The following is a 13,291-nucleotide window of genomic DNA, read 5'->3' as shown; positions in this document are numbered from 1 at the left end:
TATGCAGGCCAACCAGGCATTAATTGACCTCCTTACTAAAGTTGCCCAAGAAAAAGACGCTACGCCGGCACAGATAGCCCTGGCATGGTTACTGGCTCAAAAACCATGGATCGTGCCAATACCGGGAACAACCAAACTACACAGGCTGGAAGAAAACCTGGGGTCGGTAAATATTGAACTTACTAAACAAGACTTAAGTGATATTGAATTTGCGGCCGCTGCAATCAAAATTGAAGGTACGCGCTACCCTGAGCAATTGGAAAAAATGACAGGGCTTTAATCAATAAAATATACATATCATGGATATAAAATCTTTCAAAGAGAAAGGTGTACCCGGACCTGCAAATTATTTTACGGGTACGGTACATGTAAAAACGCTTATCACTCCAGAGGAGGATATTAATGCAATTATGGCTATTGTAAGCTTCGATGCTAAGGCAAGGACTAACTGGCACACACATACCTCCGGGCAGATACTCACGGTGGTAGAAGGAAAAGGCTATTACCAGGAAGAAGGACAGCCTAAGGTTGTAATTAACGAAGGCGATGTGGTAAAAATACCTAAGAATGTAAAGCACTGGCACGGTGCATCACACGAAAGTGCCATGAGGCATGTTGCCATGGTTCCCGACAGGGATGAGGATAAAACCGAATGGCTGGAACCTGTAACTGATGCGGAATATAACAGTTAAACAAAACGACATAAATTTAAATGAATACGAAAGATGTAAAGGCGTATGCTGCCCAGAATGCAGAAACGCCATTAAGGGAATTTACCATTAAGCGTCGTGAAGTCACGGCGCACGATGTAGAGATCGAAATATTATTTTGCGGTATTTGCCATTCTGACCTGCACCAGGTGCATAACGATTTTGGCGGCACTATGTACCCAATCGTTCCCGGCCACGAGATCGTGGGCAGGGCCACTGCCATTGGCGACCACGTTACCAAATTTAAAGTGGGCGATCTTGCCGCTGTAGGCTGTATTGTAGACAGCTGTGGCAAGTGCAGGCAATGCGAGGCCGACCTTGAGCAGTTTTGCGAGGTAGAAACGACGTTCTCATTCAACTCACCTGATAAATATTTAGGAGGTGCGACCTTTGGCGGCTATTCTGAAAGCATAGTTACCGATGAAAACTATGTGTTAAGCGTACCCCAATCGTTAGACCTTGCCGGTGCTGCACCACTGCTTTGTGCGGGTATCACAGTGTATTCACCTTTAAAACACTGAATGCAGGCCCCGGTAAAAAAGTAGGTGACTTGGGTATTGGCGGTTTGGGCCACTTGGCTATTAAGGTTGCAAAAGCCATGGGCGCTGAGGTTGTGGTGTATACCACCTCGCAATCTAAAGTGGATGATGCCAAACGCCTTAGTGCAGACGATGCCATATTATCTACGGATGAGGAGTAGATGGCTAAATATACAAAGTCACTTGACATTATTATTGACACAGTTTCGGCGAAACATGATGTAAACACCTACCTGAACCAACTGACTGTTGATGGCAGCCTTGTACTGGTTGGCCTTCCACCGGAGCCGCTGGAAATAGGCGCGTTTAACGTAGTTATGGGCAGGAGAAGCTTCTCGGGGTCTAACATCGGCGGTATCTCAGAAACACAGGAAATGCTGGAGTTCTGCGCCGAACACAACATTGTATCTGATATTGAAGTCATCAATATCCAGGATATTAACCAGGCGTATGACCGCCTTTTAAAAGGTGACGTTAAATACCGCTTTGTTATCGATATGGCTTCACTCAAAAACTAACACAGGCCTGCCCTGAGACGCTCAGGGCAGGTTTTTCAATGAAAAGCTTATGAAAAGATATCCTATCTTTTTGCCGGAAAAAAGGAGGTTGATTTTGCATTGGCATTAGAACAACTGGGAAGACTGTTCCCTATTACCACGCTTATGGCAGAAGGCGGTGGCCACCTTAACGGTGCTTTACTGGCAGCAGGCCTTTTGGATGAAGTAAGCCTGCTGACCATTCCCATTGCAGATGCCACGATTGATACACCAACCGTATTTGAAATGCTAAAAGAAGCAAGCGGTATTACATCTGTAGCCCTGTAGTTTACTGATGTCAAGAAACTTGAAAATGGCGTACTATGGCTTAAATACAAGGTTTAAACAGATTTTATGAAAAATATAGTAACCCTGATGGTACTTGTCCTTGGCAACCAATACCCTAAACGCACAAAACACTATGAAAACTACAACACCGCTCGATAATAAGCAGAAAAAACTGGTGACCATTTCAGCCTTCACAGCAAGGGGCGACCTCATAAGCCTTGCAAAAGAACTAAATGCGGGGCTTGATGCAGGCCTTACCATCAACCAGGTTCAGGAAGAACTGGTACAGCTCTATGCTTACTGCGGTTTCCCGAGAAGCCTCCAGGGGATCAACACTTTTATACAGGTGCTTGAAGAACGCAAGTCAAAAAGAATTACAGATAGCCCCGGCAGGGAAGCAAGCCCTTTAAACGACAGCCTTACCCGTTACCAGCGAGGAGAAAGAACGGTAGCAGTATTAACGAATAAACCTGTTGATGCACCCAAAGCCGGACCCCAGGCTTTTGCCCCGCGGATAGATACTTTTTTAAAGGAACACCTTTTTGCTGACATTTTTGATAATGACATTTTAAATTACCAAGAACGTGAGATAATTACCATCGCGGCACTGATAAGTATGGAAGGCGTTGAGCCGATGGCACAGTCACATATTGGCAACGGCCTAAATGTTGGGCTTACTATTAGCCAGATAGAGGGTATTATTGAACTTATTGCCGACAGCGTCGACAAAGAACAGGCAAAAACTGGCACTGCCCTGCTAAAAAAGGTGATGGGATCAAGGGAAGAGCAATAGTCCATAAAAAAATGAAACACAGAACGTAATATGAAAATTAAAGTATACGCGAAAAGAAAAAGTAGAGAATACCAATATTAGGCGCCGTCAATTCCTAAGCCTTGTAGGTGCCGTGATCATTGCAGTACCTTTTTTGAGCAACATTGCCTCGTGTATTTCGACATCAGACAATGAAAATAAAAACACGAATACGGCGGGTTTGGCACCCCTGCCGCTAACCACAGCAAAATGAAAAAAGGTGTAATTGGGTGTTTGTGCTTTTCATACCAATGTACTATTAAATTAAACTTACATTAAGTACCGATTCAATTTAATTGCTCACATCAGGTGGCTTTGAGAGGCATTATTCGGCGGTAAAAGTGTTAAAGAAACAAGTTTAAGTTATTTACATACAGTAACTTACAGCACTTTCTGTGAGTAGTTTTTGGAATGTCCATTTTTACTCACCTAATTGCTCACATTTATATTGATTGTTTTGGGGTATTTTGATGCCAAAAAGGCACAAAAAAACCCGTAAATACTTACAATTTACGGGTTTTGAGGTGTTTTTACCTCTATATTGTCGGGGTGGCAGGATTCGAACCTGCGACCTCCTGGTCCCAAACCAGGCGCGATGACCGGGCTACGCTACACCCCGAAAAGTATTTCCCTGTTCGAGGCTGCAAATATAACACTATTTTTTAATTTGCAAAGCTATAAACTAATTTTATTTAGTAATAACTAAAACTAATGTAAGGACTTGTTTATTTCTTCATTAAAAACTTACCTTTGTACCACAATTTCAAATAATACAAGACTATGTCTGATACTATAGAGAAAATAAAATGTTTAATTATTGGTTCTGGTCCTGCAGGTTATACTGCAGCCATTTATGCAGCCAGGGCAGACATGAACCCAATTTTATATACAGGCCTTGAGCCTGGAGGTCAGCTTACAACTACTACCGAGGTGGATAATTTTCCCGGATACCCGGAAGGCATTGATGGCCCCACCATGATGATGCAATTACAGGCACAGGCAGAGCGCTTTGGTACCCAGGTACGCATTGGCATGGCCACAGCAGTAGAATTTAGTACTGTTGAAGGTGGCTGGCATAAAGTTACTATAGACAATAATAAAGTAGTGCTTGCACATACCATAATAATATCTACCGGGGCTACTGCAAAGTATCTTGGCCTGCCAAGCGAGCAGCGTCTTAGGGGTGGTGGTGTTTCGGCATGTGCCGTTTGCGACGGTTTTTTTTACCGCGGACAGGATGTGGCTATTGTAGGCGCGGGGGATACCGCCGCCGAAGAAGCTACCTATCTTGCTAACATTTGTAAAAACGTAACTATGCTGGTACGCAAAGATGTTATGAGAGCGAGCAAGGCTATGCAGCACCGTGTACAAAATACTCCTAACCTTACAGTTCTCTATAATACCGAAGTTGATGAGGTACTTGGCGACCAGGTTGTAGAAGGTTTAAGGGTGGTAAATAATGTAAGCGGCGAAAAACAGGAAATTGCGCTTACAGGACTGTTTGTAGCTATAGGGCATAAACCAAATACTGATATTTTTAAAGGTCAGCTTGAAATGGATGAAACAGGTTATCTTATTACGCAGCCTAAAACAACTAAGACCAATCTACCGGGCGTGTTTGCAGCAGGTGATGTACAGGATAAAGATTATCGCCAGGCTATTACAGCTGCAGGCAGCGGATGTATGGCAGCTCTTGATGCCGAACGTTACCTGGGTGAACTTGGTAGCCACTAATAGGGCATTCAATTAAGATATATTATAAAAAGTATATAGCCAATGGCTAATCATGGTCGGAAGATTTATCTTCCGGCTTTTTTATTTATAATCCTGCCGCTTCCTTTTAAAGGTCATATTTATCTTAGAGCATTTTATTTACTTAAAAGTTAAAATAATGTACGTTAGGTAGTTAACGTGCACTACACTTTTTTATAATGCAGGATAGAAAAGTAGTTTTACGTACATAATGTTTTAGTTTGGTACAGCATATTTAACAGGCAAAGGGAAAAAGGATATGTGCCGGTGTATGAAGTAATTGTTATTGTTCCGGCGCTGTCAATAGCTGTCCACGTTACCGGCCGTATATAATTATTATTTGGAAAAGTGTCAATGATAAATTTTTTGCGTTCATCATGTATCTTTTTATTGTTAAAATAATGTTCTGCTCCACTAAAAACCTTAAACTCTTTGCCTGATACAGTTAACTTTTCTAACGCTAACTGGTTATAATGTATATTCTCATCTTGCGTAAGTGAAAATTTGCCTGTGTAAATTGTGAGTATAAATTTTTCGGGAAACTCTTTATTAATATACAGCTCATAATAACATTTCTCGCATGGATTTTTTTCCACAAAAAATCGTAATAACTGCTCTAACTGTTTATTGGGTTGTAACGATGCGCTATCAGGTTCTTTTATAATATTACAGGAACAGAAAGTTATAAAAGAAATTATAATTAAGAACTTTAGGTTATTCATGAATATTAGATATTTAAAAAGCCCTTTCGGGCTTTTAAAAATTATTCAGCGGCTACTACCGGGCCACTCCATTGAGAAATACCTCCTAAAAGGTTGTTGGCCTTTTCAAAACCTAATTCATTCATAATGCTGCAGGCATTAGCACTGCGGACACCACTACGGCAATATACATAATAAGTTTTGCTTTTATCAAGCTGAGAAACTTCGTCTATAAAGCCCTGCCCTTTATAATAATCAATATTTATGGCACCGGGAATTATACCTTGGTCCCATTCTTCGGGAGTACGAACATCAAGTAGTACAGCATTGCTGTCCTGCTGTGCTTCTTCCCACCATTGTTGCTGGTCTAAATTCATGTGTTGTATTTTTGGCAAAGGTATTATGCTTTTATCGAACAGCCAATAGCCTTTGTTTCTTTTACGGTTACTTCTTTACCTTTTATAAGGGCATCAACAGCGTTTTCTACATATTTTTGCTTTACGGCTTTGGCATCTTCATAATTATCGTCTATAGCGCCTATATATTTTACAACATTGCCTTTAGGCGTTTTTTGTAACACATATACATGTGGTGTTTTTGTAGCGCCATATTGCGGGAATATTTTTTGGCCTTCATCTAAGAGATACGGAAACGAAAACTTTTTATCTTTTGCCCTTTCCTGCATTTTTGCAAAACTGTCTTCCTTTTGCTTTTCCGGGTTGTTAGGATTTATAGCGACAACAGGGTAGCCAAGAGCTTTGTATTTGTTATTAAGCGCCACGATCCTGTCTTCATAAGCCTGTGCATAGGGGCAATGGTTGCACGTAAACACAACTATATAACCTTTAGCATTTTTAATATCTTTAAGAGATACCATTTTGCCATCTACGTTTTTAAGGCTAAAATCGGTTGCTGTGTCGCCCACTTTATAACCACCGGCAGGAGGGTTAACGGTAAAGGCTGCAAGAGCGCCTAACATAATAAACAGGGCCAAAAATTGTATTTTTTTCATTACATTATTTATTTAAAATTACTAACTTCTTTTTCAAGCTCATCATACGTAAACGACTTTTCGTAAAACTTGCGCATATCGGCATTATATATTAAGGTTGCGGGTATAGCACCGCTCCAGGTGCTGTCTACTTTAGATATCCAGGAATCTGCATCAGGATCGCGAAGCAGGAGTACCTCACTTTTTATCTGTTTTTCCTTAATAAAAGGCAGCAGCCTTGTATCGATCATTTTTGCCATATCAAGGCTTACTAATATTACCTTAACCTTATTCTTTTTATAATTGGCATTAATCTTTTCAAAATTGGGAAGTTCAGCAACGCAGGGTACACACCAGGTAGCCCAAAAATTAACTACATACGTAGTGTCATTTTTTTGCTTAAGAAAGTATTCCAGTCCTGCATAATCATACGCATTTACAGATACCGTATCGTTACTGTATATCTTTAGTGGCTTTGGCAGTTTAGGTAAGGTATCTTTTACTGCTTCTGTGGTCTTTACAGTTTCTGCGGGTATAGGCTGGGGTGTATTTGCTTCTTTTTTACATGAAACACTTAACGTTGCTGCCAGCACTGCTGCTAATAAATATTTTTTTTTTATTATCATTATGCACTTATTAGTATTGCTTCCATAAAATTACCTTAAAATAAAAGCCTTTATTTTGTTTAACAAAAATTTAACAATTAAAAAGCTTGTCAGAATTTCAAATCAGCCTACATTTGTATATACAAATATTGTAGATACAAATGTTACAATTACAACTATAACAAATGTAACCATGAAGATCGAAGACGTTATAAAATCGGAAAACATGACATTGTCTAAACGGGCAATCATGAATGTTATGTATGCGCACAGTGTGGTTGCAGAGAATATTTCTGATGTTATGAAGGGGTACGATCTTTCGCCGGAACAATTTAATGTACTAAGAATATTACGCGGCCAAAAAGGAAAGCCCGCGAATATGGGTATTATTCAGGAAAGGATGATTGCCAAGACAAGCAACACAACAAGGCTGGTAGACAAGCTTTTACTTAAGGAGTTGGTAAACCGTAAGGTATGCCCCGGTAACCGGAGGCAAATGGAAATAACCATTACAGAAAAAGGGTTAGAGCTCTTAAAAGAACTTGATCCCAAAGTAGATGAGCATGAAGCTAAATTTGCAAATAATTTAACAACAGAAGAGCAGGAACAACTTATTAACCTGCTTGAAAAATACAGAACAATTTAATTATATTTATACATAGATTATGACAAACTATATTGACAGCTTAAACTGGCGTTATGCAGTTAAAAAATATGATACAACTAAAAAAGTATCTGCAGAAGACCTTGAGTTTTTAAAAGAAGCTGTACGTCTTAGCGTATCATCTGTAGGATTACAGCCTTATAAAATTTTTGTAGTAGAGACTCAGGCGGTTAAAGAACAACTTGCCGAAGCTGCCGGAGGAAACAACAAAAATATATTTGCAGATGCATCGCACCTTTTTATTTTTGCTAACGAAGTTAATGTGGGTGCTGCACATGTAGATACTTATGTTAATAATATTAGTGCCCAGCGTGGTGTTGCTAAAGAGGCGGTAAGCGGTTTAAGCGATTATATTAACGGGTTTTTAGCCGGCCTTACAGATGAGCAGAAAAATGTATGGACAGCAAAACAGGCTTATATTGCGCTTTCTACCCTTATAAATACGGCTGCTATATTAAAAATTGATGCTACACCCATGGAAGGTTTTGATGCTGCCAAAATTAATGAGATCCTTATCCTTGAAGAAAAAGGACTTAACGCCGCTGTTATTGCCGCAATAGGGTACCGCCATGACGAAGATGCCGTGCAGCATGCGAAAAAGGTAAGGAAACCAAACAACGAATTATTTATTACACTTTAATATTTACCCTTAATTTAATTTAAAAAACGATGAAAAATTTCAAAACAATTGCAATTGCATTATTAGTAGCAGTAACTACACTTACAGCTACAGCTCAGGACAAAAAAATCAACGCTGCTAAAAGTACCATTACGTGGGTTGGTAAAAAAGTAACAGGCCAGCATGAAGGTACTGTAGGTATTAAAGATGGTGTTCTTAGCTTTAAAGGCGGTAAAGTAACAGGTGGTAACTTTACTGTAGATATGAACTCTATTGCTGTTACAGACCTTAAAGCGGGTGAAGGTAAAGAAAAACTTGAAGGACACCTTAAAGCTGAAGATTTCTTTGGTACTGATAAATTTGCTACATCTAAATTAGTTTTTAAATCAGTTAAAGCAAAATCAGCAAACGTTTATACTGTAACTGCAGATCTTACCATAAAAGGTATCACTAAACCGGTAACTTTTGATCTTAACACCACAAAAAATACTGCTACAACTAAGTTTAACATAGACAGGACTAAATATGGTATTAAATACAACTCTAAAAGTTTCTTCGAAACAATTGGCGATAAAGCTATCTATGATGAGTTTGAACTTACAGTAAACTTACAGTTCTAATTTATAGGGTTTAAATAGAATGTGAAAGAGGGTGTCCGTTAAAGCGGCACCCTTTTTTTATTTAGGTCCATTTTTATATCTGTTGTAAAGATATAGTGGCAAAAAACCAATTGTTAATAATGTGATACCGCTAATTAGTAACATACTGGCATAAGGCCAGTGCATAAGCTTAAAGAGGTACCCAACGAACATGAAACATGCAATTATGTATGCCAGGATATAATAAATTTTTCTCATGTATAAATTTGTAAGTCTTTATATATTTCAAATATATTATATAAAAAGTAAAGTATACTTAATCTTTTACAGTTTTGCAGGACTTAGTTACATACCTATACAAAAATGGGAGCCTGAGGCTCCCGTTTTTTTTAAAACCCAGTAATACTATACCGCAGCTTTGTATTTTTGATAAAAATAAGTGGGTAAAAAGCCAACGTTAAGCAGTAAAAAACCTGCAAATAGTAATACAGTGGCTAATGGCCAGTGCATAATTTTAAACATAAGCCCTGTAATTAGGGTAAAGCAGGCAATAAAGCCCATGACATAAACTGATCGTTTCATGATGTGATTGATTTAAATGATTATTAACTAACTCGAAATTATTTTTTTATCTGCCGTTTTGTATTTGTGGTAAAAAAACAACGGCATAAATAATACGTTCAGGATGATGAAGCCCAAAAGTAAAAGTATGGATGCAAATGGCCAATGCATAATTTTAAATAGAGACCCGGTACTAAGGCAGAAGCCCGCCACAAAACCACTTATATAAATTGTTTTTTGCAGTTGCACATTCTTTTTAAGCATTAACATAATCACAGTTTCCTGTTGCAGTATAGCCATAGCGTGATGCCCACCAAATTTTAGTATTGCCTCTTTATAGGCACTCTCAAAATCTGTAAATGTATCATTTTCGATATATGTGCATATATGGTCGAGAAGGTCTTCTCTTAATTCCTGCTGCACAACACCATAAAATTCAAGGTTAGCAGCTATATAAGCCGCCTGATCATCGGTTATTATCATGATGTTACAGTATTTTGCTTAAATATTAAAGACAGTGTTTCAATAAAATCTCCCAGTTCGTTAGTGGTTTCCTGTACAGCTTTTTTACCTGTACCTGTAATACTATAGTATTTGCGCACACGCTTGCCTATGTATACCTTTTCTGTTTCAAGTATTTTTTCGGCTTCCAGCTTATGCAAAATAGGGTAGAGCGCACCTTCAGATATTTCTATCCTGCCTTTGGTAAGTACTTTTACATGCTGGGTAATTTCGTACCCATACATTTTTTCGTTATCGCCCAATAGTTTTAAAATTATGGGCTGCAATATTCCTTTGGTAAGTTCTTTACTATACATAGTACAAATATACATTTTATTTAAATGCATTTATGTTACTTGTATTTTTTTTTTAAATATTCATAGTATTAATAATTGGTATAATCAAAAACAACACCCTGAGGTGCTGCTTTCTTAAAATAAACAAGTTTCGAACCCCGTTTATATTTATTATAAAATTTATATTTTTAGAAATATTTCCTTCTAATGACTGTATTGTAAAATTACTGATTTATAATTAAATATGTAATATTGCAAAGTTAAATAATTTATTATCAAATACATATACCTATTAATGGGTATTTTTTCTGTAAGCTGCTGCTCAAAGTTGGCAGGCGTCAATGTAAATGGTTCTATTATCTTTGCCAAAGCCAATATATAAATACTTGCCCGACTTATCTTTCGCTGTCCTTATGAATTGATAAGTTAAAGTTTCTTTTGCATGGCTTCCGGAAATATTTAGTATTTCGCCACCTTTAGTCAGTCTGTCATCTTTATGTAGTTCCCATAATAATTTGCTGTAATCTTTTTTTGAAAGTTTTATTTCCGACTGCGAACAATATTCACCATGAAAATCAGGGTATGATGCCGACTTACTTACAAACTCTGCCGACTTTGGCAACTCTCTTAATGTGACATCTTTAAATTCGTCAGCATAAAAACTTTCGTCGGGAAATATCCCTGCGTAAGTAATGCCTAATACGATAACGACTAATAAATAAATGTAGATCTTATTAATAAGTCTGCTTCGTGCAGTGCTCATTTTACCCGAACGTAACAACCATAATTTAAAAGGTATGTAAATAAAGTATGCAATTCCTCCTGCAATAGCGATACTAAAGGTTACGAGAATAAAAAACACTAATTCCATTTTGAATTTAGGTAGTAATTTAGATAAAAACAGCGCCCTAAGGCGCTGTATAAAATACTATTTCTTTAAATACGTATCAAAATAATCGGCAATCTTCTGGTTAAGGTGTGCACGGTCTTTACCTCGCACATTATGCTCGTGAGTGGGGTATAAAAAATAATCTACCTGTTTGCCTGCTTTAATACAAGCCTCTATAAACTCCATACTGTTTTGCTGCACTACAACATTATCCTGGGCACCATGTATTACTAATAATCTTCCCTGTAATTTTTGGGCTTTTTTAATAACGCTTGTTTTTTCATAACCTTCAGGGTTTTCCTGCGGAGTGTCCATGTAACGTTCGCCATACATTACTTCATAATATTTCCAGTCGCATACGGGGCCGCCGGCAACGCCCACTTTAAAAGTATCAGCATGGTCCAGCATTAACGATGTGGTCATGAAACCACCAAAACTCCAGCCGTAAACCCCAATTTTGTTTTGGTCTACAAAGGTTTTACTTTTCAGGAAATCTACACCTTTCATCTGGTCGGCCATTTCGTTAACGCCCAGGTTGCGGTGTACTACGTGCTCAAAATCACGCCCACGGGCATCGCTGCCACGGCTATCGAGCGTAAATACTACGTAGCCCTGTTGCGCCATATAATAGTCAAAGAGGCTTGCACCGCCCAGCCATTTGTTAGTAACCAACTGTGCGTGAGGGCCTCCATATACATAAACCATTACAGGGTATTTTTTGGCAGCATCAAATTTAGCAGGGTAAATAATCCTGCCATTAAGCGGGGTTTTGCCATCGGCAGATGTAAGTGTAACCAGCTCCATTTTAGGTAATACCGTTTTACCGGTATATGGGTTTTCTGCCTTAAACAGGGTAGTAGCTTTATTGCTTTTAAGGTTAATAATAATTACGTCGTTAACAGTAGTGGTGTTTGCAAAATTATCAAGAGATAATGTGCCATCGCTGCTCACTTCATCTTCGTGCGTGCCGGATGTTGTAGTAACCTGCGTGGTTTTTCCTGAAGACAATTCTGCTCTATACAATTGCCTGTCCAATCCGTTATTTGCAGTCCCTATATAAAATACATTTTTTGCGTTGGTATCAAAATTAAGTAACTCTGTTACAACAACGTCTTTATACCCCAATTTTTTTACAAGCTTTCCATCGGTAGTATAAAGGTAAAATTGCTCATAACCTTCTTTTTCTGTACGGTATAAAAACTGGTCGGCATGGCCGGGCACAAAAGTTAACCCATGTAAAGGTTCAACATACGTAGCCGCTTTTTCTTCAAACAAAGTTTTAATAAGATTACCCGTTACAGCATCATACTTGTTTAGCTTAAGATGGTTTTGCTCACGGTTAAGCACGCCCACATATATTTGCTTACCATCCGGCGACCATGTTACAGTAGTTAAAAACTGTTCTTTAGGGCCTTCAGTTTTAAGTGTTAGGCTTTTGCCTGTAGCTATATCATATAGTACAAGGGTAACTTCTTCACTCTTCATACCTGCCATTGGGTATTTTATCTCCTTATCGGTAGCAATGCGTTCTCCCCATTGCACCAACGGAAAGTTGGCTACCATACTTTCGTCTTTACGGTAGTATAGAAGTTTGTCGCTGTTAGGGCTCCACCACATACCTTTATCTATGCCAAATTCCTGGCGGTGCGTGTAGTCACTACCATTTACAATACCTTTATCGGTATCATTAGTAACATTTATGTCTTTGCCATTATTAGTAATAACTATGTTATTTTCTTTAAGCCATGCTGCCGATGTTCCGTTAGGAGATAATACCTGGTTAGCAGCATCCTGAGCGATTGCAACAGCACTTACAACTGCTTTCTTATCGGCATCAAAAACAACCATATAATTGCCTTTTGCGCCTTCTGCATTTAGTATAAGGGTACTTTTATTTTTCCAGATATAATCGTATGGGAATATCCTTAATGCAAATGTATCCTCAGGAAATTTTGCCTTTAGCGCAGCAGCAAGTTCATATTTAGTTATTAATGTGCTCTCTGCCCATTGAGAAGCCTCACTTCGCTGTATAAGCTTAGCATAAGTTTCATCAAGGTATGTTATAGTGTGGGTATCCGGCCTCCAGTGTGGAGAAACAAGGCTTTTAGGAGCAAAAATTTGGTATTGGCCGGAAGTAGCTTCCTGTATGGTTAAGTTTTTTTGAGCCGTAGCAGCCATTCCGGATATAAGGAACAGCCATATAATTTTTTTCATTTGAGTTTGTTTAAA

At 38.5% G+C, this 13,291-nt stretch carries 18 protein-coding genes, 1 tRNA gene and 1 pseudogene; 9 read left to right on the top strand and 11 right to left on the bottom strand.

All coding sequences use genetic code 11. The features are described 5' to 3' along the window. Window position 1: 1 nt before the first annotated feature. From F565_RS23340 to F565_RS0116020, 5 genes and pseudogenes are all read left to right on the top strand, one after another. Entirely contained in the window at window positions 2–280 is a 279-nt protein-coding gene (locus F565_RS23340) for an aldo/keto reductase (RefSeq protein ID WP_262486805.1), read from the top strand. Window positions 281–299: 19 nt separating this feature from the next. Next, window positions 300–692: a (R)-mandelonitrile lyase gene (locus F565_RS0116035; RefSeq protein WP_020214262.1), complete on the top strand. Its 393-nt coding sequence runs from the start codon at window positions 300–302 to the stop codon at window positions 690–692. A gap of 20 nt (window positions 693–712) precedes the next feature. Then, a pseudogene (locus F565_RS21825) lies at window positions 713–1,767 on the top strand (NAD(P)-dependent alcohol dehydrogenase). Window positions 1,768–1,824: 57 nt separating this feature from the next. Continuing rightward, complete coding sequence (locus tag F565_RS21820; RefSeq protein ID WP_081621353.1) at window positions 1,825–2,073, top strand: dihydrofolate reductase family protein; 249 nt, start codon at window positions 1,825–1,827, stop codon at window positions 2,071–2,073. Between the two features lie 133 nt (window positions 2,074–2,206). Further along, the gene (locus F565_RS0116020; protein WP_154652631.1) at window positions 2,207–2,866 is read left to right on the top strand and encodes a carboxymuconolactone decarboxylase family protein; all 660 of its coding nucleotides are present in this window, start codon (window positions 2,207–2,209) and stop codon (window positions 2,864–2,866) included. Window positions 2,867–3,428: 562 nt separating this feature from the next. On the opposite strand, the gene F565_RS0116015 is transcribed toward F565_RS0116020, so the two are convergent. Then, window positions 3,429–3,503, bottom strand: a tRNA-Pro gene (locus F565_RS0116015). A gap of 161 nt (window positions 3,504–3,664) precedes the next feature. On the opposite strand from F565_RS0116015, the gene trxB reads away from it, so the two are divergent. Beyond that, window positions 3,665–4,618 carry a thioredoxin-disulfide reductase gene (gene trxB, locus F565_RS0116010; protein ID WP_020214256.1) on the top strand — a complete coding sequence of 318 codons (954 nt, stop codon included), beginning with the start codon at window positions 3,665–3,667 and terminating at the stop codon, window positions 4,616–4,618. A gap of 218 nt (window positions 4,619–4,836) precedes the next feature. On the opposite strand, the gene F565_RS0116005 is transcribed toward trxB, so the two are convergent. Genes F565_RS0116005 through F565_RS0115990 form a run of 4 tightly spaced genes read right to left on the bottom strand, consistent with a single transcriptional unit; the run spans window position 4,837 to window position 6,954 of the window. Beyond that, on the bottom strand, window positions 4,837–5,358 hold the full coding sequence (locus F565_RS0116005) for a hypothetical protein (RefSeq protein WP_020214255.1): 522 nt from the start codon (window positions 5,356–5,358) through the stop codon (window positions 4,837–4,839). A gap of 41 nt (window positions 5,359–5,399) precedes the next feature. Continuing rightward, entirely contained in the window at window positions 5,400–5,714 is a 315-nt protein-coding gene (locus tag F565_RS0116000; RefSeq protein WP_020214254.1) for a rhodanese-like domain-containing protein, read from the bottom strand. 23 nt (window positions 5,715–5,737) lie between these two features. Next, window positions 5,738–6,349 (bottom strand): thioredoxin family protein, encoded by a 612-nt coding sequence (locus F565_RS0115995; protein ID WP_020214253.1) that lies wholly within the window; start codon window positions 6,347–6,349, stop codon window positions 5,738–5,740. A gap of 8 nt (window positions 6,350–6,357) precedes the next feature. Next, a complete protein-coding gene (locus tag F565_RS0115990; protein ID WP_020214252.1) occupies window positions 6,358–6,954 on the bottom strand; it encodes a TlpA family protein disulfide reductase in 597 nt (198 codons plus the stop codon). A 172-nt stretch (window positions 6,955–7,126) separates the two neighbouring features. Between F565_RS0115990 and F565_RS0115985 the strand changes: the two genes are divergently transcribed. The 3 genes from F565_RS0115985 to F565_RS0115975 are packed head-to-tail and all read left to right on the top strand — an operon-like array spanning window position 7,127 to window position 8,836. After that, the gene (locus F565_RS0115985; RefSeq protein ID WP_026300106.1) at window positions 7,127–7,579 is read left to right on the top strand and encodes a MarR family winged helix-turn-helix transcriptional regulator; all 453 of its coding nucleotides are present in this window, start codon (window positions 7,127–7,129) and stop codon (window positions 7,577–7,579) included. A gap of 19 nt (window positions 7,580–7,598) precedes the next feature. Next, window positions 7,599–8,237 carry an NAD(P)H-dependent oxidoreductase gene (locus F565_RS0115980; protein WP_020214250.1) on the top strand — a complete coding sequence of 213 codons (639 nt, stop codon included), beginning with the start codon at window positions 7,599–7,601 and terminating at the stop codon, window positions 8,235–8,237. Between the two features lie 29 nt (window positions 8,238–8,266). Further along, the gene (locus F565_RS0115975; RefSeq protein WP_020214249.1) at window positions 8,267–8,836 is read left to right on the top strand and encodes a YceI family protein; all 570 of its coding nucleotides are present in this window, start codon (window positions 8,267–8,269) and stop codon (window positions 8,834–8,836) included. Window positions 8,837–8,893: 57 nt separating this feature from the next. Here F565_RS0115975 and F565_RS23440 read toward each other — a convergent pair whose 3' ends face one another. The 6 genes from F565_RS23440 to F565_RS0115940 form a co-directional block, all read right to left on the bottom strand. After that, entirely contained in the window at window positions 8,894–9,073 is a 180-nt protein-coding gene (locus F565_RS23440) for a GldL-related protein (RefSeq protein WP_020214248.1), read from the bottom strand. Window positions 9,074–9,220: 147 nt separating this feature from the next. Further along, entirely contained in the window at window positions 9,221–9,397 is a 177-nt protein-coding gene (locus F565_RS23040; RefSeq protein WP_169336033.1) for a GldL-related protein, read from the bottom strand. Between the two features lie 27 nt (window positions 9,398–9,424). Continuing rightward, window positions 9,425–9,859: a GldL-related protein gene (locus F565_RS23255; protein ID WP_020214245.1), complete on the bottom strand. Its 435-nt coding sequence runs from the start codon at window positions 9,857–9,859 to the stop codon at window positions 9,425–9,427. Beyond that, a complete protein-coding gene (locus tag F565_RS0115950) occupies window positions 9,856–10,194 on the bottom strand; it encodes a PadR family transcriptional regulator (RefSeq protein WP_020214244.1) in 339 nt (112 codons plus the stop codon). Before F565_RS0115950 ends, F565_RS23255 begins: the two co-directional genes overlap by 4 nt. A gap of 301 nt (window positions 10,195–10,495) precedes the next feature. Beyond that, complete coding sequence (locus F565_RS0115945) at window positions 10,496–11,035, bottom strand: hypothetical protein (RefSeq protein ID WP_154652630.1); 540 nt, start codon at window positions 11,033–11,035, stop codon at window positions 10,496–10,498. Between the two features lie 66 nt (window positions 11,036–11,101). After that, complete coding sequence (locus F565_RS0115940) at window positions 11,102–13,276, bottom strand: S9 family peptidase (protein ID WP_020214242.1); 2,175 nt, start codon at window positions 13,274–13,276, stop codon at window positions 11,102–11,104. Window positions 13,277–13,291: the final 15 nt, after the last annotated feature.

The organism is Flavobacterium rivuli WB 3.3-2 = DSM 21788, from assembly GCF_000378485.1.
Classification (GTDB): domain Bacteria; phylum Bacteroidota; class Bacteroidia; order Flavobacteriales; family Flavobacteriaceae; genus Flavobacterium; species Flavobacterium rivuli.
Note: the sequence above shows the minus strand (reverse complement) of the source record. Positions and strands in the feature narration are given on the sequence as shown.

Excerpts from the sequence above, each read along its gene's own strand:
- F565_RS23340 (WP_262486805.1), top strand. The coding sequence starts at position 2 with ATGCAGGCCAACCAGGCATTAATTGACCTCCTTACTAAAGTTGCCCAA.
- F565_RS0116035 (WP_020214262.1), top strand. The coding sequence starts at position 300 with ATGGATATAAAATCTTTCAAAGAGAAAGGTGTACCCGGACCTGCAAAT.
- F565_RS0116020 (WP_154652631.1), top strand. The coding sequence starts at position 2,207 with ATGAAAACTACAACACCGCTCGATAATAAGCAGAAAAAACTGGTGACC.
- trxB (WP_020214256.1), top strand. The coding sequence starts at position 3,665 with ATGTCTGATACTATAGAGAAAATAAAATGTTTAATTATTGGTTCTGGT.
- F565_RS0116005 (WP_020214255.1), bottom strand. The coding sequence starts at position 5,358 with ATGAATAACCTAAAGTTCTTAATTATAATTTCTTTTATAACTTTCTGT.
- F565_RS0116000 (WP_020214254.1), bottom strand. The coding sequence starts at position 5,714 with ATGAATTTAGACCAGCAACAATGGTGGGAAGAAGCACAGCAGGACAGC.
- F565_RS0115995 (WP_020214253.1), bottom strand. The coding sequence starts at position 6,349 with ATGAAAAAAATACAATTTTTGGCCCTGTTTATTATGTTAGGCGCTCTT.
- F565_RS0115990 (WP_020214252.1), bottom strand. The coding sequence starts at position 6,954 with ATGATAATAAAAAAAAAATATTTATTAGCAGCAGTGCTGGCAGCAACG.
- F565_RS0115985 (WP_026300106.1), top strand. The coding sequence starts at position 7,127 with ATGAAGATCGAAGACGTTATAAAATCGGAAAACATGACATTGTCTAAA.
- F565_RS0115980 (WP_020214250.1), top strand. The coding sequence starts at position 7,599 with ATGACAAACTATATTGACAGCTTAAACTGGCGTTATGCAGTTAAAAAA.
- F565_RS0115975 (WP_020214249.1), top strand. The coding sequence starts at position 8,267 with ATGAAAAATTTCAAAACAATTGCAATTGCATTATTAGTAGCAGTAACT.
- F565_RS23440 (WP_020214248.1), bottom strand. The coding sequence starts at position 9,073 with ATGAGAAAAATTTATTATATCCTGGCATACATAATTGCATGTTTCATG.
- F565_RS23040 (WP_169336033.1), bottom strand. The coding sequence starts at position 9,397 with ATGAAACGATCAGTTTATGTCATGGGCTTTATTGCCTGCTTTACCCTA.
- F565_RS23255 (WP_020214245.1), bottom strand. The coding sequence starts at position 9,859 with ATGATAATAACCGATGATCAGGCGGCTTATATAGCTGCTAACCTTGAA.
- F565_RS0115950 (WP_020214244.1), bottom strand. The coding sequence starts at position 10,194 with ATGTATAGTAAAGAACTTACCAAAGGAATATTGCAGCCCATAATTTTA.
- F565_RS0115940 (WP_020214242.1), bottom strand. The coding sequence starts at position 13,276 with ATGAAAAAAATTATATGGCTGTTCCTTATATCCGGAATGGCTGCTACG.